Genomic DNA, 23,719 nt, shown 5'->3' on the forward strand with positions numbered 1-23,719 from the left:
CCGACGGGACGCTATTTGACGATGAGGACCGGGCACTCGGCTTCGAGGATCACCCTTTGGGCGCTCGAACCCAGAAGCAGCTTGACCACGGGGGAGCGGCGCTTGGACGACATCACTATGAGCTTCGCCTGCCACGCTTCGGCGAGGTCGATGATCTGGGAGCCCACATCGGAGTCGGCGCGTTGGATCTCGAACTGGAGGTCCGCCTCGGCGAGCCGATCGGCAAGCTCCCTCGTCTGGGACAGAGCCCCAACCGAGGGAGCGGTCGTCGTGTCGGACTCGTAGTGGACCGCGCGCACTGCCGCGTTCTCTCGGCGGGCGCCGGCGATCGCCTCATCGAGGACCGACGCCGAGGCATCCGAGCGGTAGGCCAGGATGACCGTGGACCGTGCATCGTCGATGCCGGCCGAGGCCGCCACTCGCAGTGAGGGCGCGGCGAATCTGTGCCGGGGAGCTGAGTAGAAGTCAGTCATGTCTGCCGTATTCCTATCCGATTGCGATGACGCCGACGAGGACGCCGACGGTCAGCATCACCAGGGAGACGATGAGGGCTCGCCACAGAACCTTCTTGTGGTGGTCTCCGAGCTCGACTCCCGAGAGTGAGACGAGGAGCAGGATCGCTGGCACCAGCGGTGACTGCATGTGCACCGGCTGCCCCGTGATGGAAGCACGAGCCATATCGGCCGCGGGGATTCCGAAGTGACCGGCGGTTTCGGCCAACACCGGAAGGATGCCGAAGTAGAAGGCGTCGTTGCTCATGAAGAAGGTCATCGGGATCGAGAGCAGCCCGGTGATGACGGCCATGTAGGGGCCCATGGAAGAGGGGATGACGGCGACGAGCCACTCGGCCATGGCGTCGACCATGCCGGTCCCGCTCATGATGCCGGTGAGTACGCCGGCGGCCATGACCATGGCGACCACGGCGATGATCGCCGAGGCGTGTGAGGCCAATTCCTCCTGCTGTGCCTTGATGTTGGGGAAGTTGACCATGAGCGCGATGACCATGGCGATCATGAACAGGTAGGGCAGGGGCAGCAGGTCCGCGATGAGCATGACCATCACGGCTACGGTCAGGACCAGGTTGAACCAGAAGAGCTTGGGACGCAGCGTTGACCGGTTGGGGTCGAGGGCAGTGCCGGTCAGAGCGGAGCCGGAGCCGGAATCGGCATCGGCGGTCGCGGTGTTCGTCGAGCCCGCCGAGGCGTTGTCCCCGTTCTCGGATCCCGACGCGGCCCCGGTGCTGGATCCGGGGCCCGAGCCTGTTCCAGCGGTGAGCCCAGAGCCGGAGGCCTGCTCGGAACCAGAGGCGGAGTGGGCGGTCGCACCGACGAGGTCGGAGCGTCGTGAGCCCGACTTCCGAGACTCCGACCGAGCCTCATCGGGCCAGGCCACGCCGTTCTTGGCGAGCCGGCGGCGTTCGGAGATGCCGAGGAAGTAGGCGAAGACGAAGCACACCAGCAGGCCAGCGATGAGGGCCGGGACCATGGGGGCGAAGATGTCGTTGGCATCGATCTGCAGGGCCGAGGAGGCACGGGCGGTCGGACCTCCCCAGGGGACGATGTTGAGCGTGCCGTTGATCAGACCCGCGACACAGGTGAGCACCACGGGTGACATCTCCAGGCGCTGGTAGATCGGCAGCATCGCGGCGGTGACGACGATGAAAGTCGTCGACCCGTCACCGTCGAGGGAAACTGCTCCCGTCAGCAGGGCTGTGCCCATGACGACCCTGACGGGGTCGTGGCCGGCGACCCTGAGGATGAACGCGACGAGCTTGTCGAAGAGGCCGACGTCGATCATGATGCCGAAGTAGATGATGGCGAAGAGCAGCAGGGCTGCCGTCGACGACATGTCTGCGATGGCGTCCATGACCATTTCGCCGATTCCCAAGCCTGCGCCGGTGAACAGCCCGAAGACGGTCGGAACGATGATCAGCGCCAGAATCGGCGAGAGGCGTTTCGTCATGATCAGCGTCATGAAGACGATGATCATTGCGAAACCGAGAATTACGAGCACGAACTTCTCCTATGAAGGCGGATGTGATGCCGGATACACACTAGGCCGCGCTCCGCGACGTCGCGCGTTTGTGTGCACTGAACACGTTCTGCCTGTTTGGTACCTTTTGCGCATTTCGCTCACGCGCGGCTAGGGTTGGCGCGTGTCTCGTCCCACCCGATCCTTCTCGCGTCGTGTGCTGCTCAGCCAGCTCGTCGTCGTTGTCGCGATCCTGGCGCTGGTGACGGGGATCTTCGCCTGGATGGGCGCCCGCTCGGTCACCGAGGTGACCGAGACCAAGGCGCTGGCGACCGCTCGAACCCTGGCGATCGATCCCGAGGTGAGGAAGGGCGCCACCCAGGCCTCTGCCGAGCACGCGGAGGTCCCCGATGATGCGATCACCGACCCGCTGCTGGAGATCACCGATGACCTGCGCGCCTCCTCGGGCATCGTGTTCGCGGTCATCACCGACGACCGGGGCATCCGACTGACTCACCCAGATCGGAGCAGAATAGGCAGACATGTGTCGACCTCTCCGGCCGAGGCACTCGCCGGCAGAGAGTCGGTGACCCACGATAGAGGCACTCTCGGGGAGACGGTGCGAGCCAAGGTGCCGATCTATTCCACGTCCGGTGACGGCACCGTTGTCGGCGAGGTCTCGGTGGGCATCTATGCTTCCGTGCTCGATGCCGACGTGCGACGCGAGTTCCTCGCCCTCGGGTCCGTCGCGGTCGTGGCGTTGGCCATCGGGGTGATCGCCTCCCTGGCTCTGGGCCGGCGGCTGCGTCGAGAGACACTGGGTGTGGGACCCGAGGAGCTCGCGGAGATGGCTCGTGATCAAGGCGCTGTTCTGCGCGGCCTCGATGACGGAGTCCTGGCATTCAGCTCCTCTGGCACACCCACGCTGAGCAACTCCACCGCGGAATCTCTGCTCGGGATCGGCCCTGTCAGGAGCGAGGGGGAGGCCGATGCGACTGCCATCGATAAGCATGCCGCCGCCTCGGCGACTACCGACGACCACTCATCCGGCTCGTCGACCGCGGTGCCCGAGCAGATCCGGCGCATGATGGTCGAAGCACCCGTTGACGGAGCCTTGCGGCGTCGGATCCACGTCCGCGACCGGATCCTGTTGGCCACCGCGGTCAGGGTGAGCCGTGACGGGGTGTCGGTCGGCGGCGTCGTCACCCTGCGCGACGAGACGCAGGTGCTGACGATGGCACGTCAACTCGAATCCGTGACCTCGATGGCTCGGGCCCTGCGCACCCAGCGTCACGAGTTCGCCAACCGGCTGCACACCGTGCTCGGCCTCGTCGACACGGGTGCCACCGACGAGGCGAGGACCTATCTCGCGACAATTCTGCGGACCGGGCCGATCGCGACCCCAGTCGAAGGCATCGAGGTGATCTCCGACCCGTACCTCCGTGCCCTTCTCGAGGCCAAAGGCACCACCGCAGCCGAGGCGGGAGTGTCGTTGGCGGTCACCCCGGACTCCTTGGTTCTGGGTCGGGTGAACGAGCCTGAGGACGTCACGCTCATCCTCGGCAACCTCATCGACAATGCCGTGCGAGCGGTCGTGGCGCACTCATACTCCGACTCCGACGGCGATGGTGGCGACCGAGCAGGCTGCAGCGACGACGGCCAGGACGATCGTGACGGCGTTCAGGACGACAGTGACGGCGACCGGAATGACGGCGGTGAGGCCGGCAACGGACGGGGCAACGAGATGTCCGGCAGGATCGAGGTGACGCTGCTGGGCTCCGGGGCGGAGCTGCACGCGGTTGTCGCTGACACCGGTGGGGGAGTGGCGGACGAGGATGCGGAGTCCATCTTCGACGACGGGGTCAGCTCCGCCGAGGACTTCGATGCCGAACACGGTCACGGCATCGGTTTGGCCCTGTGCCGACGAGTCGCACGGCGACACGGCGGCAGGGTGTGGCTGCTGACAAGTCACGACCCCGAGCTCGGCGGTGCAGGATTCGCCATGCGCCTGCCCGAGGTACTCAGCGACGACACGGACGTTAAGGAGAGTTGATGGTCAACGTTCTGGTTCTCGACGACGACTTCTATGTGGGACAGATCCACTGCAGGTACGTCAACGAGGTGGCGGGATTCCATGCACTGGAACCGGTCAGGGATCTGCGCGCGGCGCGCAGGGTACTTGCCGAGGAAGACGTGGATCTGCTGCTGGCCGACTATGTCCTGCCCGAGGGCAATGGAGTCGAACTCATCCGCGAGACCGACGTCGATGCGGTCGTGCTCTCGGCCGTCGCCGAGGCGGAGGTGGTGCGTTCGGCTCTGCGCGCAGGGGCGATGACATACATCCTCAAACCCTTCGCCGCTGAGGAGCTGCAGGATTTCCTCAGGCGCTATGCGCGATTCCGGCGCTACTGGGAACGAGACAAAGTGAGCCAGCCGGAGCTCGAGCGCCAGCTGCGCAGTCTGCACGACGTCGCCGCTCCGGGCAGTGCGCCGTCCCAAGCATCGGTCTCATCGACCAGCGGACGCATCCTCGAGGCACTCGAACATACAGACTCTGCGATGACGGCGATGCAGGTCTCCGAGGCGGTGGGCACCTCCCGTGCGACGGCCCAACGACACCTGGCCAAGCTCGCCGAATCCCGTGCTGTCACCGTCTCACTGCAGTACGGAAGCACCGGGCGGCCCGAGCACCTCTACGGAATGGGCTGAGTGAGCATCGGTCCCGACCGCATGCCCGATTGTTCCGCCGAGGAAAGTTTGAGTATGAATTGCAGAATCAGGATCAAGGCTCATTTGGTCAACAGCTGGTTTCTGAAACTGTTGTCGAAACCCGTTGCCATTGTCGGTCGTGCAGAGTACCCGCTGGTCTGGTCACAGCCCACAGAAATTGAGATTGACCAGGATTCGACGGTCCGGATCGGTGTCGGTGTCCGGTATCTCGGGAGAGGAAAGTTGTTGGGAGTATCTATGACAGATTTTCCAGCACGCAACACCCCCGAATTTAGGTCAGGTGCCATCACGTTTTGCAACGGATTCTGGAATCACGATCCATTCACACCGGTTGAACATTCATAGCTGTGCCTGCGTGCTCCCGCTCGTGCATGCCCTTAATCTTGCCGCGGATCGCAATCTCCGGACCTGTCCCTGCCGTCAGGCTCGTCGCCGTCTCGCGTGCCGTCTTCGAGCAGATTGAGCGCGCCCGGCAAAGTTCTCATCACGGTCAGTGGTGAGAGAAGCACCGGCAAAGACGCCACAATAGCCAGTGCGGCGAAGACCCACAGGGTCTCCACGATGCCGATTGAATGCCCGAACACTCCGCCAAGGAAGGCCCCGATGGGCATCGGACCCCAGACGAGGAATCGGATCGATGCGTTCATTCGCCCGAGCAGAGGTTTGGGACACAGCCGCTGACGAAAACTCACCTGAGTGATGTTGTAGACGACGACCGACGCAGAGAGCAGAAATCCTCCGACCGTCAGAGTCGGCACCGGTGGCAGGACCGATGCCAACGGCAGATTGAGGAAAGTGAGGCCTCCTGCCAGTGCGGACAGGGAGATGGTGCGACCTTCACCGACGATGCGCTGCAGGGCGGGAGCGGCCAGGGCCCCGAGAAGCCCTCCGGCGGCACTGATTGAGAGCACCAGGCCAAGGACGGCTTGAGGCTGATCGAGAGTGCGCAGAATGTATAGGGTCGACAGCGCGAAGATGGCTGAGGAGCTGAAGTTGCTGGTACCGGTGCAGGCGACGATTCTTACCAGAAGAGAATGACTGAAGACGAAGGCCAGTCCAGCCCGAATCTCTTTCAGTAGGGGCTGTCTGCTTGTTGGACTGGGGGCCTGCTCTCGATGTCTGATCCGACTGACGAACAGACTCGAAAGACCCATGCAGACACTGGTGATGCCGACCGTCAGTGGTGATCCGATGAGAGCTACCAGGCCTGCCGCCGCCGAGGGGCCGATGACATTGGCGGTCTGCTGACTGGCCTGGAGCTTCCCATTGCCCTCGGCGATCCGATCGCCGGTGACGATCTCTGGTAGGTACGACTGATTGGCCACATCGAAGAAGACGGTGATGATGCCGACAAGTGCAGCCACGATGCACAGGTGGACAAACGACAGCGCGCCGAGCAGCCAGGCCGCAGGAATGCTCAGCAGCACCAGGGCGCGGAGGACGTCACCGGAGATGAGCACGTGCTTCTTGCGCATCCGATCGACCCAGGCGCCGGCAGGAAGGGCGATGAGGAGGAAGGCAAGAGACTCAAGCGTGGAGAGCACTCCCATCTCGAAAGCGTCCGCGTGGAGAAGCTGCACGGCGATGAGCGGCATAGCAAAGCTGACGAACTGGACCCCGAAGACGGAGACCGTGTCACCCATCCACAGCTGCCGGAAGTCATGATGGCGCCACAGCGACGCTGAACTGGTCACTTCAGTCGGGCTGGTCTTTTCGGGCGGGTCGTGCGCGGTCATAGGCTCCACTCCGAGTCCTGGGCGTCGAGTGATTGAGATCTCTCAATCGCAAGTCTGGCAGGAGTGATTGAGTTAAGTCAATCACGGTGGGGCGACCAATTGACTTCTCCCGATCACTCGTTAGCGTTGAGATATGAATGCTGAGCGCGCCGAGAACACAGCGCGGACCGTCGCGCGAGCCGTTGAACGCCGTGACGCCACCGATGCCGAGGCGAAGGCCTTGGCATCGAGTCTGCGCATTCGCATCCTGCGGCTGTGCCTGGACGAGGCGCTGAGCAATCGCGAGATCGCCGAGGCGACCGACCTTAACCCCGCGACATCGCTGCACCATGTGCGGATGCTTGCCGACACGGGTTTCCTCGAGGCACAGGAAGCCAGGCGAGGCCGCAGAGGTGCGCGAGAGATTCCCTACCTCGCGACCGGTAAGAGCTGGTACATCGATGTCGGCGACGTGACGAACCCGATGATCGAGGCCTTCACCGCCGAGTTCACGGCGGCTCCCTACGAGGAGCGCACGATGGGACGGATGGCGGCAATGCTCACCGAGGATGAGGTCGAGGAGTTCCGAAGCCGCATCGCCGAGCTCTTCGAAGAGTTCGAATCCCGGCGGAGCCGATCAGCCACCCGGCAATGGGGTCTCTTCATCGCTATGCACCCCAGCAGCCGGCACGAGGCAGACGAGCCTGGCGTCGAATGAGCGATATGCAGGGCAGTTCCAGACGAACAGTTGAAGCGTACAGCGACCCCAGGTGTGTCGCCGTCTACGATGCGCTGGAGGGTCTTCAGCGCAGCGATCTGAAGGTCTATGCGGCGATTGTCGAAGAGTTCGACGCGGACTCAGTCCTGGATGTGGGATGCGGGACCGGAACACTTGCACTGATGTTGGCCCGCCAAGGCTGCACGGTGACCGCCGCGGACCCATCCTCGGCGGCACTGGACGTGGCGCAGAAGAAATCAGACGCCGAAGGTGTGAACTGGGTGCACGGCACAGCCCCAGATGTCCTTCCGATTCAGGTGGACATGACGTTGATGACGGCCAACGCGGCTCAAGAGATCTCTGCCGACCGTGACTGGGCCGAGACTGTGAGCGCGATCCACGCGGCGCTGCGGCCCGGCGGGCGCTTTGTCTTCGAATCTCGAGACCCTGCGAAGCGCGCCTGGGAGTCGTGGACCAAGGAGAAGACGCGCCAAGTCGTCGAGGTGGCAGTCGAGGGGCAGGTCGAATCGTGGGTGCAGCTGCGCTCTGTGGACGGAGATACGGTCGTCTTCGACAGCCCCACGATCTTCCAGCGTGATGGAGAGCGTATCGATGCGACGTCGACATTGAGGTTTCGGAGCAGAGAGTCGCTGAGGCAATCACTTGAGTCAGCAGGCTTCTGCGTGGACGAGATCCGGGATGCTCCGGACCGTCCAGGTCGAGAGTTCGTCTTCGTGGCTCGAAAAGTCTGAAACGGCGGATCAGAACGGGGCGCACAACTGCCACCGAGGTGGTGTCTCAGCCCCGCCTCGGCGCGCCGAACCCTGCGGATTTACTGGGCAGGGGCGCATAATCGCCCTAAGATAAGAAGCATGGCGACCAGAACGACTTCCCCCGCTTCTGGTACTGGAAAAGGCTCAGCGCGCAAACCTGCTGGTCGGACCGGGCAAGCGGGGAAAAAAGACCCCGGGACAAACGTTGTCACCGGTGCGTGGAGGGGAGTGTCCCACATGGCCGGAAACCGTGCGCGAAAAGTCCTCAGTGACGAACCGACCGATTCACCGACGAAGAGAGACGGCACTGCCTTCTTCCTGATCGGTCTCTCCATCGTCATCGCAGCCTTCGAATGGTGGAACATTCCCGGCGCGGTCAGCGAAGGCGTCCGCGGCGTCGTCGAAGGCACCTTCGGGCGAGTTGCACTGGCCCTGCCGGCGATCTTCACCTGCTACGCGATTCGCCTGTTCCTCCGTGGCGAGGACAACCGGGGCAACAACCGGATCCTCATCGGCATCATCCTCCTGCTTCTCTCCGCTTCGGGCTTGGCCCACATTGCCGCGGGCAATCCAACATTCACCAATTCCAATGCGGCCATGGCCAATGGCGGCGGTGCACTCGGGTTCGTCATCTCCTCACCTCTCGTCATCGCAACGACCGTCTATGTGGCGGTGCCGCTGCTCGTTCTGCTCGGCATCTTCTCGCTGCTGGTCATCACCGCCACACCGGTGCGTTCGATTCCGAAACGACTGACAGCGCTCTACCTGCGTCTGACCGGGGGAGCGCGCCCAGAAGACAGCAATGAGCCGGATTCGACCGACCTGGTCGCCGACAATGCGCGCACCTCCAGCCTCAAACCCGTCATGGGGTCCAAGCGCCGGACGCGGAAGAAGAAGACCGACCTCCCCGAGGGGGAGCGTGCCGACGAGGACACCGCGACCAAGGCATACGACAAGGCCTATATACATGAAAACGATGTCAGCGATGAAGAGGCCGACACCACGGTCATCGAAAGGCCTCAGTTCAAGCCCGGTGAACGTCGGCCGACGAAGGCCGAGCGGGAGACGGCCGCGCTGAAGAAGACCATCGGCATGGACGATGACGCTGCCACTGCGGCGAACAAGACCACGTCGGGAGCCGCCTCGGCGTCGGTGCCTGTCACGAACAATCCGGCACCCCCAGCAACGGAACAGCTGCCCGAACGCGTCGAGCAGCTCACTCTGGCCGGGGATGTGACCTACACGCTGCCGAACTCGGACAACCTAGTGCCCGGTCCGCCCGCGAAGGAGCGCTCCGAAGCCAACGACCGCGTCGTCGAAGCGCTGCGCGACGTCCTCGAGCAATTCAAGATCGCCGCGGAGGTCACCGGTTTCTCGCGCGGGCCAACGGTCACCCGCTACGAGGTGGAGCTCGGCTCGGGCACCAAGGTGGAGAAGGTCACCGCGCTGAGCAAGAACATTGCCTACGCGGTTGCCAGTGCCGATGTCCGCATCCTCTCGCCGATTCCCGGCAAGAAGGCGATCGGCATCGAGATTCCGAACTCCGACCGTGAGAACGTCGCCCTCGGCGATGTGCTGCGTTCGAAGGCCGCACGCAAGACCGAGAACTCCCTGGTCATGGGCGTGGGCAAGGACGTCGAGGGCGGATTCGTCGTCGCCGACCTGTCGAAGATGCCCCACCTGCTGGTCGCCGGCGCCACCGGTGCCGGTAAGTCGAGCTTCGTGAACTCCATGATCACCTCGATCATGATGCGTGCGACCCCCGACGAGGTGCGCATGATCCTCGTCGACCCCAAGCGCGTGGAACTCACGATCTACGAGGGCATCCCGCACCTGATCACCCCGATCATCACCAACCCCAAGAAGGCCGCCGAGGCGCTCGAGTGGGTTGTGCGCGAAATGGACGCCCGTTACGACGACCTCGCGAACTACGGGTTCAAGCACATCAACGAATTCAACAAAGCTGTGCGCGAAGGTCGGGTCCAGCCGCCGGCCGGGTCCGAAAGGGTCCTGCAGCCTTACCCGTACCTGCTGGTCGTCGTCGACGAGCTCGCCGACCTGATGATGGTCGCCCCGCGTGACGTCGAAGCCTCGATTCAGCGCATCACCCAGCTGGCACGTGCAGCCGGCATCCACCTGGTCCTCGCCACACAGCGACCCAGCGTCGACGTCGTCACCGGTCTGATCAAGGCCAACGTGCCCTCACGTCTGGCATTCGCCACCTCATCCCTGGCCGACTCCCGAGTCGTGCTCGACCAGCCGGGTGCGGAGAAGCTCATCGGACAGGGCGACGCACTGTTCCTGCCCATGGGTGCCGCGAAGCCGATGCGTGTCCAGGGAGCCTGGGTCAACGAGTCGGAGATCGAGAAGGTCGTCGAACACGTCAAGGGTCAGCTCACACCCAACTACCGCGAAGACGTCGCGGTCGAGAAGCCGACGAAGCAGATCGACGAAGAGATCGGCGACGATCTCGAGCTCCTGCTCCAGGCGGCAGAGCAGGTCGTGACCACCCAGTTCGGCTCGACCTCGATGCTGCAGCGCAAACTGCGCGTCGGGTTCGCCAAGGCCGGGCGCCTCATGGACCTCATGGAATCACGAGGCATCGTCGGCCCATCCGAGGGGTCGAAGGCCCGCGACGTGCTCGTCCGACCCGAGGATCTGCCGGGGACGCTGGCGATCATCAAGGGCGAGACCCCGCCGGACGAAGAACCAGAGCCAGTGCCGGGCGGAGACAGCGCAGGCAACGGTTCTACCGGATCTGCTCATAATGCGAGCGAGCAGGCGACTGCGGCAGCGGATTACGACGAGGAATTTGAGGACGTCGGGGCTTCGGGCTCCGGCGCCGCGGCACCATCGGCACAATCAGGCGGCGACCGCTATTCCACAGGCGTCGGTCACTCCGCTGATCTGCGGGTCGGCGAGGTCGACCCCGAGACGGGATTGGAAGTCGTCGAAGCCAGCGGTGAAGACGCCTGGTCATTGACTGGGCGCTGAGTCCGGTCGCTCGACCACGGGCGTGGCAGAGCAAAGTGAGGGGTGGGGCCGAGTGCTGAAACGAGCGCTCGGCTCCACGCCTTTCACATGTCATTCGGATAGGGTTGATGCGTGAATGATCGACCAGAGAACAGCACCCCGGGACACGCACCGGCCGAGCCCAGCCCGTGGAATGTTCCCAATGCGCTGACAGTGCTCCGGATCCTGCTCGTCCCCGTCTTCCTCGTCCTTCTCCTGGCCGACGGAGGCCAGGACGCGAGCATGCAGTGGTGGGCGTTGGTTGTCTTCCTGCTGGCGATGGCCACGGACAAGATCGACGGCGATCTAGCACGCAAATACAACCTCATCACGAACTTCGGAAAGATCGCCGACCCGATCGCCGACAAATCACTCATGGCAGCCGCGCTCATCGGTCTGGCTGTGATCGATGTGCTCCCCTGGTGGGTTCCGATCATCATCCTCATCCGCGAACTCGGCATCACCGTCCTGCGCTTCTTCATGATCCGCATCGCCGTCATGCCCGCGTCCCGAGGCGGCAAGATCAAGACGGTGCTGCAGACCGTCGCGATCGGACTCTTCCTCCTCGTGACTCCGCTCGCCGAGGTTGTTCCCGGGGGCGTACATCTGGCGCTGGTCATATTTGCCTGGGTGGTCATGGCTGCCGCGATCGTGGTCACCGTCGTGACGGGAGTCGACTACTGCGTCCAAGCCGCAAAACTCGCGGGGGACTCGGGTTCCAACGACGGGGGCGCCGGTGACAGTGCTGTGAACGAGGGCCCTGACGACGGTGGGCCCTCCGGTGATGGTCGCGCCGGGGGCGGGCCCTCCGACAGAGACGCGAACTGAGCCAGTGAACTCCACCGAACTCGGCTCCCGAAGTCAGCACCTCATCACCACCTGCACACAGGTGGGGCTCTCGATTGCCGCCGCGGAATCGCTGACCGGCGGCCGTTTCGTCGCGACCCTAGTCGACGTTCCCGGAGCTTCTGCCGTCGTGCGCGGCGGAGTCATCACCTACGCCACCGACCTCAAATCGCGCCTTGTCGGAGTCGACGCCGAGCACTTGGACAAGACGGGCCCCGTCGACGAGGTCGTCGCAGCTCAGATGGCGGCCGGTGCGGCCAGAGAGTGCGTCGCCGACATCGGAGTCGCCTGTACCGGCGTCGCCGGCCCGGAACCTCAGGACGACAAGCCGGTCGGCCTCGTCTACACCGCTATCGCCTTCGCCGGAAAGGCACAGGTCAGCGAGCACCACTTCACCGGTGACCGAGACGCGATCCGCAGCCTGACCGTCGCCGCCATGATGTCCGACCTGGACGACTTCGTCGCACGATTGGCGTTCGGACCCGGAGCGAAGGATGAAGAATCATGATCGCGCCGCCGCGGAATAAGTTGAGCCTCGGTGAAGTTGACCAGGTAATGGCACTTGGACGAACACACACCGGCAGCTTCGAATGGACTGGCAAAATCATCAGGTCACGCACCCAGGTTGGCGCTCGGCAGCGACCGGGCTGTAAAGTTGAGAACACCGTCAAGACGATTCGCGGAGACAAAGGGAGGGACGCGCAATGTTACTGAGAGTTGAAATCGGTGACGCACTGCGTTCCGTTCGCCGGCGCCAGGGGAGGACCCTGCGCGATGTCTCCATGGGAGCCAGCGTCTCGCTGGGGTACCTCAGCGAGATCGAACGCGGACAGAAGGAAGCCTCCTCGGAGCTGCTCTCCGCGATCTGCGAAGCCCTCGATCTGCCCTTGTCGGCCCTGCTGTCATCGGTTTCCGATCGATTCGCGCTCGAAGAGGGCGTCGAGATTCCCGACACCATTCCACAGGAACTCTCCGACAAGATCCTCGGTCGACCGGGTGGATACTCGATGCCGCGACTGGCAGCTAAGCCCTAATGCGTCACACCCTCTACTGGATTCTCATGAATGAGGAATTCGGCGAGGCCCGTGCTGCTTCGCTACATACAGATCTTGCGCTGAGCAGTCTGGGTTCCCGAACGGCCGAAGAGGCGTTTCGCGCAGGCATCGAACCCCGCAACATCTGGATTGCCGTCTGTGATGCCTCCGGCGTACCCGAGTCACGTCGCCTGGGCAAAGAGAAACCGCGCTCACGTCCCTTCTGAGACTGCTCTTCTGCGACCACGTGCTTGCCTCGGGGCGACGAGCTCATAACGATGAGCCTGGCGATGATGGAGCGCAATTGCGCAGGCGTGAATCCCTCACGCATATCCGATGCGGATCGCACAATGACGTCACTGCGCTCCGGCCTCGCGTTCCGGACTCGCGCTCCTGCCCGAAACGGGAGCAGCGTCCTCCAGGTGCCGGGAGCAAAGTGCTGCGACACGCGCCGACATATAGAACACTTGTTCCCATGTCGGTTATGCTGGTAGGGAATCACGGGACCTGTGACCATGAGTGGCTGGTTGTCCACGGGGGAATTCGTTCCTCTGTTGTTATGTCAGTGCCACCTTCTAGCCTTGGTCTCAACGGAAAACGATATTTTTAGGAGAGATCATGGCTCGTACACCGAAGAACCTGCAGATCCCAACCGGCGGCGACAAGTCGAAGGCACTTGACGCCGCGCTGGGACAGATCGACCGCAATTACGGCAAGGGCGCGATCATGCGTCTGGGCGAAGGGGTGCGCGAGCCGATCGCCTGCATCCCCACCGGTTCCATCGCACTCGACATCGCCCTGGGCATCGGTGGACTGCCTCGTGGACGTGTCGTGGAGATCTACGGCCCGGAATCCTCGGGTAAGACCACGGTGGCACTGCACGCTGTTGCCAATGCGCAGAAGACGGGCGGAATCGCAGCATTCATCGATGCTGAGCACGCGCTTGACCCGGAGTACGCGAAGAAGCTCGGCGTCGACACCGACCAGCTCCTCGTGTCTCAGCCGGACACCGGTGAGCAGGCGCTGGAAATCGCCGACATGCTCATCCGCTCCGGAGCACTCGACGTCATCGTCATCGACTCCGTCGCGGCCCTCGTGCCGAAGGCAGAGATCGAAGGCGAGATGGGTGACAGCCACGTGGGGCTCCAGGCGCGTCTGATGTCGCAGGCACTGCGTAAGATCGCGGGCGCGCTGTCGCAGTCGAAGACCACCGCAATCTTCATCAACCAGCTGCGTGAGAAGGTCGGCGTCTTCTTCGGCTCGCCAGAGACCACCTCCGGTGGTAAGGCTCTGAAGTTCTACGCCTCCGTGCGCATCGACGTGCGACGCATTGAGACCCTGAAGGAGGGCCAGGACGCGGTCGGCAACCGCACCCGCGCCAAGATCGTCAAGAACAAGATCGCGCCGCCGTTCAAGCAGGCGGAGTTCGACATCATCTACGGCCAAGGTATCTCCCGTGAGGGCAGCCTCATCGATATGGGCGTCGACAACGGCATCATCCGCAAGTCCGGCTCGTGGTTCACCTACGACGGAGATCAGCTGGGCCAGGGCAAGGAGAACGTGCGGAACTTCCTGCGCGACAACCCAGGTTTGGCTGAGGAGATCGAACTCAAGATCAAACACAAGATGGGGCTGATCAAGGTCGACGAGCCCGAGGAAGAGGGCGACCAGGCAGAGGACACTGCAGCAGAAACCTCGAAGTCGGATGACGTCGAAGTCTCCTGACCCGATCGAACGCGACAGCCAGCTCGCCGAGTCGAGACCCCTCGGGGGCGACTCGGCGAGGTCAGATGCGCCGAGGACGAAGCTGGCCGAACTGCGCGAGGCCATCACCGAAATCGACCAACGCCACGCCGAAGGCGGAACCGGGTACTTCTCCGATGCCGCTTCGGTCGGGGAGTCTCCGTCGTCCACGGATGCGTCTACGTTCGTTGGGGCGCTGTCATTCGATGATGAGGATGAGTCGGAGGATTTCGACGCTTCCTATGCGAAGGCGAAGAAGACAGCCATGAACATGTTGGCCATGCGCGACCATGCCAGCGGAGAACTCCGCGATAAGCTGCTCAAACGCGACTTCCTGCCGGAGGCCGTCGACGAGCTCATTGCCAAACTCCAAAAATCCCGGCTCCTTGACGATGAGGAATTCGCGCACCGCTACGTGCGCGCTCACCGGGAGCGACGAAAGCTGTCTCGCACGGCGCTTAAACGAGAACTGAACAAGAAGGGCCTGTCTGCCGACATCATCTCCGGCGCAGTCGAAGACGTGGACGGTGAAGAGGATCTCGCCCGACAAGTCGCAGAGAAGAAGGCCGCATCGAGTCGCGGACTCGACTACGAAGTCCGCGAACGTCGGATCCTGGGTATGCTCGCGCGACGCGGATTCGCATCCTCGGTCTGCCTCAAAGTGACACGCGAAGTCCTCGCCGAGGGCTGAACACCGCCGAGGACAGACAACAGCTAGAATAGTTGCGCCATGACTGAACTGATTGATGCACCCACCGCCACCGAGAAGTCACCCCGCAGCTACGAGGTGAAGACCTACGGCTGTCAGATGAACGTCCACGATTCCGAACGACTCTCCGGGCTTCTCGATGATGCAGGCTATGTTCCTGCGAATACCGATGACCAAGCCGACGTCATCGTCTTCAACACCTGCGCGGTCCGGGAAAATGCGGACAACCGTCTCTACGGCAACCTCGGTCAGCTGGCCCATGTCAAAGAACGCAACCCGGATTTCCAGATCGCCGTCGGCGGCTGCATGGCACAGAAGGATCGGGACACGATCGTCAAGAAGGCCCCCTGGGTCGACGTCGTCTTCGGCACCCACAACATGGGATCACTGCCGGCCCTGCTGGAACGAGCACGACACAACCAGGAAGCCCAAGTCGAGATCCTTGAGAGCCTCGACGTCTTCCCTTCGACTCTGCCCAGTCGGCGCGAATCACAGCATTCCGGGTGGGTCTCGATCTCGGTCGGATGCAACAACTCCTGCACGTTCTGCATCGTTCCCAGCCTCCGCGGCAAAGAGAAGGACCGCAGGCCCGGAGACATCCTCGCCGAGGTCGAAGCACTCGTCGCCGACGGAGTCGTCGAAGTCACGCTGCTGGGCCAGAATGTGAACTCCTACGGTGCGGAATTCAGAGATAAGGGCGCATTCGCGAAACTGCTGCGCGCTGTCGGCAAGGTCGAGGGCATCGAACGTGTGCGCTTCACCAGCCCGCATCCGGCTTCATTCTCCGATGACGTGATCGACGCGATGGCCGAGACACCGACGGTCATGCCCCAGCTGCACATGCCGCTGCAGTCGGGATCCGACTCGATCCTCAAATCCATGCGCCGCTCGTACCGCACCAGCAGATTCATGCGCATCCTCGACTCTGTGCGTGAGAAGATCCCCCACGCAGCGATCACCACCGACATCATCGTCGGGTTCCCCGGGGAGACAGAAGAAGACTTCCTCGGCACCATGGACATCGTCCGCCGTGCTCGTTTCTCACAGGCCTTCACCTTCCAGTACTCGATCCGTCCCGGCACCCCGGCCGCCACAATGGACGATCAGATACCCAAACACATCGTGCAGGAACGCTTCGAGAGGCTGACCGCGCTCCAGGACGAAATCGCCTGGGAAGAGAACACCGCACAGATCGGCCGTGAGGTCGAAGTCCTCGTCACGAAGAGACCCCATGATGACTCACCACGCCTCAGCGGCCGCTCGGCGGACAACCGGCTTGTTCATGTCGGCATCCCCGAAGGAGCCGAAATGCCGCGTCCCGGTGATTTCGTCACCGCGACCGTGACGGACGCCAAGCCCTACTTCCTCTTGGCCGACTCCGGCTTCGCGGTGCGACCTTCGCGAGCAGGCGATGCCTATGACCGCGCCCAGGCGGACAGCTGCGGTGCCCCGGTGCCGGGCCAGACGGACGGCGGATCCACGAATCTGGGGATGCCGACCATCCGCACCCGCAGCTGAGATGCCCTCATTTGCGATCATCCCGGCGGCTCCGATCCTCCTGGCCGGTGTCGACCTGGCAGAGACCGGGAAAGTCGCCCGATTGCGCGCCGGGGTCGAATCCAGTCTGATGAGCAGGCCGGCATGGGCGCTGCCCGTGCGAGAACTGCCTGCCTTGGCCGGCCTCGGCGGGCTGGGGATCGACCGTGGCATCGACACTCGAACCAACGAGCTGCTCGAAGGCGAGGACTGGGTACAGGCCGTGTCCGAGCTCAGTCCTGCTCAGCGTGCAACCTGTGAGTCCGCGCACCCTGGCATCGCCGTGGCGCTTCTCCATGCGCACTCTGTCGGTGTTCGGATCGGGCCGCTGGGCAGCACTGACGATCTGCTGGTCCCCATCGACCTGTCCGTCGCGGCCTCCGAGAACGCTCCTCTGGCACCCGTGCCAGGTGCTGCGGAGGTCGACGAGCGCATCGTTGATTCGCTCACCGCCGGTGACGTCAGGACGGTTGCCTCCGCGGTCTCAGCCGCCAGTGATGTTCACACTGATCTTGACCTCCTCGCCGCTGCGGCTGCGCACATGCTGGACCAGGAGTCATCCGAGTATTCGTTCGACACCGTCTTCGATGACAGCGTCCACGAGGTTCGTTCGCTGTGTGGGACAGGGACGTATTGAGATGAGTCACCGTTGAGCACAGCCGACCAGCCCACCATCACCATTGCCGGGGCCACAGCCACAGGGAAATCGAATCTCGCCCTCAATCTGGCCGAGCACCTCGGCGGGGAGATCATCAATACGGACTCCATGCAGTTCTATCGGGGCATGGACATTGGCACCGCCAAACTTCCCGTCAGCCAGCGTCGGAGAATCGCCCACCACCTCATCGACATCCTCGATGTGCGTGAAGAAGCCAACGTACAGACTTTTCAACAACAGGCTCGTGATGCGATTGTAGACATCCGCGCCCGGGGGAAGCGGCCCATCCTCGTCGGCGGTTCGGGACTGTACGTGCGAGCGGCGACCGATCAGATGGAATTCCCCGGCACCGACCCCGAGGTGCGCGCACGGATCGAATCCGAGGTCGACGCCGACCGCTGGGACAGGCACCGGCATCTGCAGGAGATCGACCCAGCGGCCGCTGCGAAGATCACGCCCAACGACTCCCGGCGCATCGTTCGCGCCCTTGAGGTGATCGAACTCACCGGTCGACCCTTCAGCGCCCAGCTGCCCGACTACCAGGCGATCGAACCGACCCTCCACCTCGGGCTGAGTGTCGAACGAGCTGTCCTCCACGAGAGGATTGCGGCTCGTGTGGAACTCATGTGGGAGCAGGGGTGGGTCGAGGAGGTCCGCAGTCTCCTCGAGCGCGGCCTGGCCGAAGGCAGAACCGCGTCCCGTGCGATCGGATATGCGCAGATCCAGCAGTACCTGGCAGGCGACATCGACGCTGGCGCGGCTCAGGAACAGACGACCATCAGAACCCGGCAGTTCGCGCGCAGACAGGACACCTGGTTCCGCAGAGACCCGCGTATCGTCTGGATCGACGCAACCACCGGTGACCATGAGGCCAACACGGCCCTCGCCCTCGACGCCATCGCAGACACGAGTTCTGGGAGCTGACGGTCGTTCGCCGGAGCTGGATGCGAACTGTGCCAACAGCTCAACTGTCACCGATAGGATGAGTCCATGAGCTCCTCCCAGTCATCCTTCGCGGATATCGCAGACACCGTCTTCGTCAAAGGCCACGGCACACAGAACGACTTCGTGCTCTTGGCCGATGATGACAGCGCCCTGGAGATGCACCCCGAAACGATCGCACTTCTGGCCGATCGCCGGTCAGGGCTGGGCTGTGACGGTGTCATTCGCATCGTGCGCTCGGCGAGCAGCGGAATTCCCGGGGCAGTCGAACAGGCCGAAGCAGGCGCCGAATGGTTCATGGACTACTACAACCACGACGGCAGCCTCTCCGAGATGTGCGGCAACGGAGTTCGAGTCTTCGCCCACGTGCTCGTCACGTCTGGACGCGTCGCGGCCGATTCCAGAGAGATCCTCATCGGCACACGGGACGGAATCAAGACCGTGCGCACAGTTCTCAACCCGGCTCTGGGCATGCAGGCCGGCGACGCGCCGACGTCCGCGTCTGCGGGGCAGACGCTCCCCGGATCCGCAGATGACGCCTGGTACATGATAGACATGGGCGAGTGGTCCCTCGACGACAGCGACGACGTCCTCGTCACGACCGCAGGCATCGAAGTCCCGCGCCCGGGCATGCGCGTCGAAACAGGCAACCCCCACACCGTGGTCGCTCTCGCAGCGACGGATGAACTCGCAAGTGCCGAGCTGCGAGACGCCCCCGTTCTCGACCCGGTGCCGCCGCAGGGCTCAAATGTCGAATACATCGTCATGGAACCGGCACGCAGCGATGTGGCCGGGGGAGAGGGCGCACTGCGGATGCGAGTGTTCGAACGCGGTGTCGGCGAGACTCGCTCGTGCGGCACAGGAGCCTGCGCTGCAGCCATTGCCGCACACCACTGGGCAGGCCCGGACTCACCTCTGCAATGGCGGGTGGATGTCCCCGGCGGCCAGCTGCGCATCGGCATCACTCCGAACCAGGATGGGACCCGCGGCAGCGTCACCCTCTCGGGACCGGCAGTCCTGGTCGCCAGCGGAACGATCAGCTGAGGTCGTCGACGGTTGAGACCGTCAGTCGCGGTCGATGGTGAGCACCCGGTAGCCCTTGGACGATCCGGTGCGGACGACGCTGAAGCCGTCTCCGAGGGTTGCGATGAGCCACTTGTGGAGCGAATCCGCGCCGAGGTTCTTCGACACGACCAGATCGGCGCGTCCGCCAGGGGCCAAGCGCGGCAGCCAGGTGGTCAGCAGGTCATGCAGAGCGTCCTTGCCGACCCTGATGGGCGGGTTCGAACGGATCGCACTGAATTGCAGGTCGGCCGGGATCTCGTCGGCGGTGACGGGGCGAACCGAATCCAGACCGTGACGCTGCGCGTTCTTCGCCGTGGCATCAAGGGACCGGGAGTTGACGTCGAGGGCCCACACGCGAACATCCACCTCGGCGTCCTTGGCGCTGAGGGCCGCATCCAAGGAGATCGGCCCCCAACCACACCCCAGATCGAGGATGTCGCCGGGTTCGGGCACCGGCAGATGTCGCAGCAGAACCGCGGTTCCCAGATCCAGACGGGTGGGGGAGAAGGTCCCCGAGAGGGTCTCAACCGTGACCTCGCGGCCCGCGAGGTCGAGTGTGAGCTCGCGTGTTCTGGCCTCGCTGCTCGGCGATTGCGTGAAATAGTGCTCTGACACCGTTCCAGTGTAGACGGCTGTGGGAGAATTGATGGACACCTCTTTCATCTGAGAGGAAACTCGTCGTTCGGCGGCAGTGCCGAGCGAGGAGTAGAAGCGAACAAAGGAATGAATGACGTCTACTGACAAAGAACGTCGGGACGCGATGCTCGACCGCGTTCTCGCCCGAGGCGCCCAGGCGCTGGGCACCAACGAAGCACACGTCGACAACGACTCGCAGTTCGACCTGGCAGAGAGAGCCGCGCTCAAACGAGTCGCCGGACTGTCCACCGAACTCGAAGACATCACGGAGGTCGAATACCGTCAGGTCCGCCTGGAGCGGGTGGTCCTCGCGGGACTGTGGAATACGACACAGGCCGAAGCCGAGAACTCGGTCAGGGAACTCGCCGCACTCGCGGAGACCGCTGGCTCCGAGGTCCTCGACGCAATCATCCAACGGCGTGAAACCCCGGACCCCGGCACCTACCTCGGCAAGGGCAAGGCCGCCGAGCTGGCTGAGATCGTCGCCTCGGTGGGGGCCGACACCGTGATCATCGACTCCGAACTCGCACCCAGCCAACGACGCGGACTCGAAGACGTCATCAAGGTCAAGGTCGTTGACCGTGTGGCTCTTATCCTCGACATATTCGCCCAGCATGCCAAGTCGCGAGAGGGCAAGGCACAGGTCGAACTGGCACAGCTCGAATACCTTCTCCCGCGTCTTCGCGGTTGGGGCGAGTCCCTGTCCCGCCAGGCGGGTGGCCGTGTCGCCGGGGGTGCCGGAATCGGCTCGCGCGGTCCCGGCGAGACGAAGATCGAACTCGATCGACGCCGGATCAGGGCCAGAATGACGAAGCTGCGCCGACAGATCGCCGCGATGGCTCCCTCGAGGTCGACGAAGCGGAAGAACCGCGCGCGCAATCACATCCCGTCCGTGGCGATCGTTGGCTACACCAACGCCGGTAAGTCATCACTGCTCAACCAGCTCACCGACGCCGAGGTGATAGTGCAGAATGCGCTGTTCGCCACCCTGGATCCGACCGTCAGACAGTCCCGGACCGCCGACGGCATCACCTTCACCTACACCGACACCGTCGGTTTCGTGAGGAACCTTCCGCACCAATTGGTCGAAGCCTTCCGTTCGACACTGGAGGAGGCCTCCGACTCGGACTTACTCCTCCACATCGTCGATGCCTCGCACCCGGACCCGCACGGACAGATCCACGCAGTCCGGGAAGTCCTCAAGGACGTCGAGACCGGAGACATTCCCGAACTGCTCGTCTTCAACAAGGCTGACCTTGCCGATGAAGCTGTGGTGACCGGCCTCCACGCCGAATACCCGGAGGCCCGCTTCGTCTCTGCCGTGACGAAAGAGGGTGTTCCCGAGCTCGTCGAAGCGATCGAGGCGATGCTGCCGGCGCCGAATATCGAGGTCACGGTGCTCATTCCTTACCAGCGCGGTGACCTCGTGTCGAAGATCTATGCCCTCGGTATGGTCGAACATGAAGAGCACGGCGCCGGTGGAACCGCGATGCAGGCCAAGGTCCCAGCAGAACTGGCCGCCGAGCTCGAAGACTTCCGACGTCCGGACCTGGTCATCGGCGAGTGAGTGCCGTGGAAGACCTGCTCGAGTCCGCCGTAGGGGCCATCGGCGGCTCGACCCGCAAAGGTCAGACAGAGATGGCCGACGCCGTCGCCTCGGCGGTCGACAAGGGCATTCACCTGTTGGTTCAGGCCGGCACCGGGACAGGAAAATCGCTGGCGTACCTGGTTCCCGCGGCCGAGTACTCCAGCCGGACCGGTAACCGCGTCATCGTGTCGACGGCAACCTTGGCTCTGCAGACACAGATCATCCATCGGGATCTGCCCAGGCTGTTCAAGTCGGTGAAGAAGACCCTCGATCCGCTGCCGCGGGCCGCCCTGCTCAAGGGCAGACGCAACTATGTCTGCAAACACAAGCTCGGCGGCGGTTACCCCGATGAGGGCGAGGGGATGCTCTTCGACCTCGGCGCCGATGCGGAGGCCGGTCGCAAGCCCAACGACCGATCGGGGCTGGGCGAGGAGATCCAGCGGATCCGGACCTGGGAGAAGAACACGGACACCGGTGATCGTGACGACCTGCTGCCCGGCGTCAGCGACAGGGCCTGGTCACAGGTCTCCGTCAACGCCTTCGACTGCCTCGGCTCGAACTGTCCCCTCTACACCGAATGCTTCGCCGAGTTGGCACGCAACAATGCGGCCGAGGCCGACATCGTCGTGACCAACCACGCCCTGCTGGCCATCGACGCCTTCGGCGAGAACACCGTGCTGCCCGAACACGACGTCATCATCATCGACGAGGCCCACGAACTCAAGGACCGGGTCACGAACGCGCTGTCTGGCCAGATCAACACGAGCATGCTCTCGGCGGCGACGAGCTCCGTGCGCAAGCACACGATCGTTCAGGACGGCGTCGTCGCGCTGCTCGACTCTGCGGCCGCTGCACTGGAACGGGCTCAGAGCGGCGTCAGCGAGGGCCTGGTCCTGAACATGAGTGAGGCGCTGTCGTTGGCACTGGCTCAGATTCGGGACTCCTCACGGCAGATCATCAACGATATCGGCGGCAAGACCGAGGATTCCGATGCCGGTCGCCAGATGGCCAAGGCTCGCTGCCAGGAGATCTTCGATCTGGCCGAGCGCTTCTGCTCACCGGGCAAGAACGACGTCGTGTGGTTGAGCCGGAGCACCTTCCGCGAGCGTGAGACCACGAATCTCGTCGTCGCCCCGCTGAGTGTCGCCGGCACCATGCGGTCAGGAATCTTCGAGGAGTCAACGGTGGTGGCCACCTCGGCGACCCTGTCACTGGGAGGGAACTTCGACGCGGTCGCGGCATCGTTGGGACTCTTCGGCCCCGACGCCCCCAAGTGGGACAGCCTCGACGTCGGATCGCCCTTCGACTACGGCAAACAGAGCATCCTCTATGTCGCCGCCCATCTCCCGCGTCCTGGCCGCAGCGGATTGAGCGAACAGGCCCTGGACGAGCTCGAGGAACTCGTCACGGCATCCAACGGGGGAGCGCTGGGACTGTTCTCCTCTCGCGCGGCAGCCAATGCCGCTGCCGAACATCTGCGAACGAAGCTCGACGTTCCGATTCTCCTCCAGGGCGACGACGGGCTGCCTTCGCTGGTCTCCCAGTTCACCGCCGATGACGAGGCCTGCCTGTTCGGCACCATGTCACTGTGGCAGGGAGTCGACGTTCCAGGCCGGACCAATCGTCTCGTCATCATCGACAGGCTCCCGTTCCCCCGTCCCGATGACCCGCTGATGCAGGCCAGGTCGAGAGATGCCGACAATCGGGGAGTCAACGGGTTCATGGCTGTCAGCGCCACTCATGCCGCGCTGCGCCTGGCGCAGGGTGCTGGCCGCCTCATCCGTTCGACCTCGGACAGGGGAGTCGTGGCCGTGCTCGACTCACGCCTGCGCTCGGCGCGGTACGGCGGCTATCTGGTGAATTCGATGCCGTCGATGTGGCCGACGACGGATTCGACGCTCGTGAAGAGCAGTCTTGGACGCTTGGCGGCGATGGACGAGTGACAGTCACACACGGCTGATCCATGATCCGGGCGCTCGGATGCACTGTGCCCCGACCGATATCGGTCGGGGCACAGCCGTGGGAACTACAGTGGTCGGGGCC

At 63.6% G+C, this 23,719-nt stretch carries 21 protein-coding genes; 17 read left to right on the plus strand and 4 right to left on the minus strand.

Translation table 11 applies throughout. The features are described 5' to 3' along the window. Positions 1–11: 11 nt before the first annotated feature. Together BLT92_RS16620 and BLT92_RS16625 are read right to left on the minus strand one after the other, a co-directional pair. Positions 12–473 carry a universal stress protein gene (locus tag BLT92_RS16620; RefSeq protein ID WP_092107372.1) on the minus strand — a complete coding sequence of 154 codons (462 nt, stop codon included), beginning with the start codon at positions 471–473 and terminating at the stop codon, positions 12–14. Between the two features lie 13 nt (positions 474–486). After that, on the minus strand, positions 487–2,013 hold the full coding sequence (locus BLT92_RS16625) for a CitMHS family transporter (RefSeq protein WP_092107374.1): 1,527 nt from the start codon (positions 2,011–2,013) through the stop codon (positions 487–489). Positions 2,014–2,155: 142 nt separating this feature from the next. Here BLT92_RS16625 and BLT92_RS16630 point away from each other — a divergent pair, with 142 nt between their 5' ends. Together BLT92_RS16630 and BLT92_RS16635 are read left to right on the plus strand one after the other, a co-directional pair. Then, positions 2,156–4,024: a sensor histidine kinase gene (locus BLT92_RS16630; protein ID WP_092107376.1), complete on the plus strand. Its 1,869-nt coding sequence runs from the start codon at positions 2,156–2,158 to the stop codon at positions 4,022–4,024. Next, positions 4,024–4,680 (plus strand): response regulator, encoded by a 657-nt coding sequence (locus tag BLT92_RS16635; protein ID WP_092107378.1) that lies wholly within the window; start codon positions 4,024–4,026, stop codon positions 4,678–4,680. The genes BLT92_RS16630 and BLT92_RS16635 overlap by 1 nt, the downstream gene beginning before the upstream one ends. A gap of 398 nt (positions 4,681–5,078) precedes the next feature. Here the strand turns inward: BLT92_RS16635 and BLT92_RS16640 are convergent, their stop codons facing one another. Beyond that, positions 5,079–6,437, minus strand: a complete 1,359-nt coding sequence (locus BLT92_RS16640; protein WP_009882954.1) for an MFS transporter — start codon at positions 6,435–6,437, stop codon at positions 5,079–5,081. A gap of 133 nt (positions 6,438–6,570) precedes the next feature. On the opposite strand from BLT92_RS16640, the gene BLT92_RS16645 reads away from it, so the two are divergent. From BLT92_RS16645 to dapF, 13 genes are all read left to right on the plus strand, one after another. Further along, positions 6,571–7,134, plus strand: a complete 564-nt coding sequence (locus BLT92_RS16645) for an ArsR/SmtB family transcription factor (RefSeq protein ID WP_092107380.1) — start codon at positions 6,571–6,573, stop codon at positions 7,132–7,134. Beyond that, positions 7,131–7,886, plus strand: coding sequence for a class I SAM-dependent methyltransferase (locus tag BLT92_RS16650; protein ID WP_226829790.1), 756 nt, complete (start codon positions 7,131–7,133; stop codon positions 7,884–7,886). Before BLT92_RS16645 ends, BLT92_RS16650 begins: the two co-directional genes overlap by 4 nt. A gap of 258 nt (positions 7,887–8,144) precedes the next feature. After that, positions 8,145–10,901: a DNA translocase FtsK gene (locus BLT92_RS16655; protein WP_092107384.1), complete on the plus strand. Its 2,757-nt coding sequence runs from the start codon at positions 8,145–8,147 to the stop codon at positions 10,899–10,901. Between the two features lie 111 nt (positions 10,902–11,012). Further along, positions 11,013–11,747, plus strand: coding sequence for a CDP-diacylglycerol--glycerol-3-phosphate 3-phosphatidyltransferase (pgsA, locus tag BLT92_RS16660; protein WP_092107386.1), 735 nt, complete (start codon positions 11,013–11,015; stop codon positions 11,745–11,747). 4 nt (positions 11,748–11,751) lie between these two features. Beyond that, entirely contained in the window at positions 11,752–12,273 is a 522-nt protein-coding gene (locus BLT92_RS16665; protein ID WP_231938887.1) for a CinA family protein, read from the plus strand. Positions 12,274–12,469: 196 nt separating this feature from the next. Continuing rightward, positions 12,470–12,799 (plus strand): helix-turn-helix domain-containing protein, encoded by a 330-nt coding sequence (locus tag BLT92_RS16670; RefSeq protein WP_092107390.1) that lies wholly within the window; start codon positions 12,470–12,472, stop codon positions 12,797–12,799. After that, positions 12,799–13,026: a DUF3046 domain-containing protein gene (locus BLT92_RS16675; protein ID WP_092107392.1), complete on the plus strand. Its 228-nt coding sequence runs from the start codon at positions 12,799–12,801 to the stop codon at positions 13,024–13,026. The genes BLT92_RS16670 and BLT92_RS16675 overlap by 1 nt, the downstream gene beginning before the upstream one ends. 391 nt (positions 13,027–13,417) lie before the next feature. Beyond that, a complete protein-coding gene (gene recA, locus BLT92_RS16680) occupies positions 13,418–14,524 on the plus strand; it encodes a recombinase RecA (RefSeq protein ID WP_092107394.1) in 1,107 nt (368 codons plus the stop codon). Beyond that, the gene (locus tag BLT92_RS16685) at positions 14,505–15,233 is read left to right on the plus strand and encodes a regulatory protein RecX (RefSeq protein ID WP_092107396.1); all 729 of its coding nucleotides are present in this window, start codon (positions 14,505–14,507) and stop codon (positions 15,231–15,233) included. Before recA ends, BLT92_RS16685 begins: the two co-directional genes overlap by 20 nt. A gap of 39 nt (positions 15,234–15,272) precedes the next feature. Then, entirely contained in the window at positions 15,273–16,769 is a 1,497-nt protein-coding gene (gene miaB / locus BLT92_RS16690) for a tRNA (N6-isopentenyl adenosine(37)-C2)-methylthiotransferase MiaB (protein ID WP_092107398.1), read from the plus strand. 1 nt (position 16,770) lies between these two features. After that, positions 16,771–17,424: a hypothetical protein gene (locus BLT92_RS16695; RefSeq protein ID WP_092107400.1), complete on the plus strand. Its 654-nt coding sequence runs from the start codon at positions 16,771–16,773 to the stop codon at positions 17,422–17,424. 12 nt (positions 17,425–17,436) lie between these two features. Continuing rightward, complete coding sequence (gene miaA / locus BLT92_RS16700; RefSeq protein ID WP_092107402.1) at positions 17,437–18,369, plus strand: tRNA (adenosine(37)-N6)-dimethylallyltransferase MiaA; 933 nt, start codon at positions 17,437–17,439, stop codon at positions 18,367–18,369. A 66-nt stretch (positions 18,370–18,435) separates the two neighbouring features. Next, on the plus strand, positions 18,436–19,431 hold the full coding sequence (dapF, locus tag BLT92_RS16705) for a diaminopimelate epimerase (protein ID WP_092107404.1): 996 nt from the start codon (positions 18,436–18,438) through the stop codon (positions 19,429–19,431). Between the two features lie 21 nt (positions 19,432–19,452). On the opposite strand, the gene BLT92_RS16710 is transcribed toward dapF, so the two are convergent. Further along, the gene (locus tag BLT92_RS16710; RefSeq protein WP_092109542.1) at positions 19,453–20,067 is read right to left on the minus strand and encodes a class I SAM-dependent methyltransferase; all 615 of its coding nucleotides are present in this window, start codon (positions 20,065–20,067) and stop codon (positions 19,453–19,455) included. A 112-nt stretch (positions 20,068–20,179) separates the two neighbouring features. Between BLT92_RS16710 and hflX the strand changes: the two genes are divergently transcribed. After that, the gene (hflX, locus tag BLT92_RS16715) at positions 20,180–21,655 is read left to right on the plus strand and encodes a GTPase HflX (RefSeq protein WP_092107406.1); all 1,476 of its coding nucleotides are present in this window, start codon (positions 20,180–20,182) and stop codon (positions 21,653–21,655) included. Further along, positions 21,652–23,619 carry an ATP-dependent DNA helicase gene (locus tag BLT92_RS16720; protein ID WP_092107407.1) on the plus strand — a complete coding sequence of 656 codons (1,968 nt, stop codon included), beginning with the start codon at positions 21,652–21,654 and terminating at the stop codon, positions 23,617–23,619. The genes hflX and BLT92_RS16720 overlap by 4 nt, the downstream gene beginning before the upstream one ends. Positions 23,620–23,719 lie beyond the last annotated feature (100 nt).

It is taken from the genome of Brevibacterium picturae (assembly GCF_900105045.1).
Lineage (GTDB): Bacteria > Actinomycetota > Actinomycetes > Actinomycetales > Brevibacteriaceae > Brevibacterium > Brevibacterium picturae.

Excerpts from the sequence above, each read along its gene's own strand:
- BLT92_RS16620 (WP_092107372.1), bottom strand. The coding sequence starts at position 473 with ATGACTGACTTCTACTCAGCTCCCCGGCACAGATTCGCCGCGCCCTCA.
- BLT92_RS16635 (WP_092107378.1), top strand. The coding sequence starts at position 4,024 with ATGGTCAACGTTCTGGTTCTCGACGACGACTTCTATGTGGGACAGATC.
- BLT92_RS16640 (WP_009882954.1), bottom strand. The coding sequence starts at position 6,437 with ATGACCGCGCACGACCCGCCCGAAAAGACCAGCCCGACTGAAGTGACC.
- BLT92_RS16645 (WP_092107380.1), top strand. The coding sequence starts at position 6,571 with ATGAATGCTGAGCGCGCCGAGAACACAGCGCGGACCGTCGCGCGAGCC.
- BLT92_RS16650 (WP_226829790.1), top strand. The coding sequence starts at position 7,131 with ATGAGCGATATGCAGGGCAGTTCCAGACGAACAGTTGAAGCGTACAGC.
- BLT92_RS16655 (WP_092107384.1), top strand. The coding sequence starts at position 8,145 with ATGGCCGGAAACCGTGCGCGAAAAGTCCTCAGTGACGAACCGACCGAT.
- BLT92_RS16670 (WP_092107390.1), top strand. The coding sequence starts at position 12,470 with ATGTTACTGAGAGTTGAAATCGGTGACGCACTGCGTTCCGTTCGCCGG.
- BLT92_RS16675 (WP_092107392.1), top strand. The coding sequence starts at position 12,799 with ATGCGTCACACCCTCTACTGGATTCTCATGAATGAGGAATTCGGCGAG.
- recA (WP_092107394.1), top strand. The coding sequence starts at position 13,418 with ATGGCTCGTACACCGAAGAACCTGCAGATCCCAACCGGCGGCGACAAG.
- BLT92_RS16685 (WP_092107396.1), top strand. The coding sequence starts at position 14,505 with ATGACGTCGAAGTCTCCTGACCCGATCGAACGCGACAGCCAGCTCGCC.
- miaB (WP_092107398.1), top strand. The coding sequence starts at position 15,273 with ATGACTGAACTGATTGATGCACCCACCGCCACCGAGAAGTCACCCCGC.
- BLT92_RS16695 (WP_092107400.1), top strand. The coding sequence starts at position 16,771 with ATGCCCTCATTTGCGATCATCCCGGCGGCTCCGATCCTCCTGGCCGGT.
- dapF (WP_092107404.1), top strand. The coding sequence starts at position 18,436 with ATGAGCTCCTCCCAGTCATCCTTCGCGGATATCGCAGACACCGTCTTC.
- hflX (WP_092107406.1), top strand. The coding sequence starts at position 20,180 with ATGACGTCTACTGACAAAGAACGTCGGGACGCGATGCTCGACCGCGTT.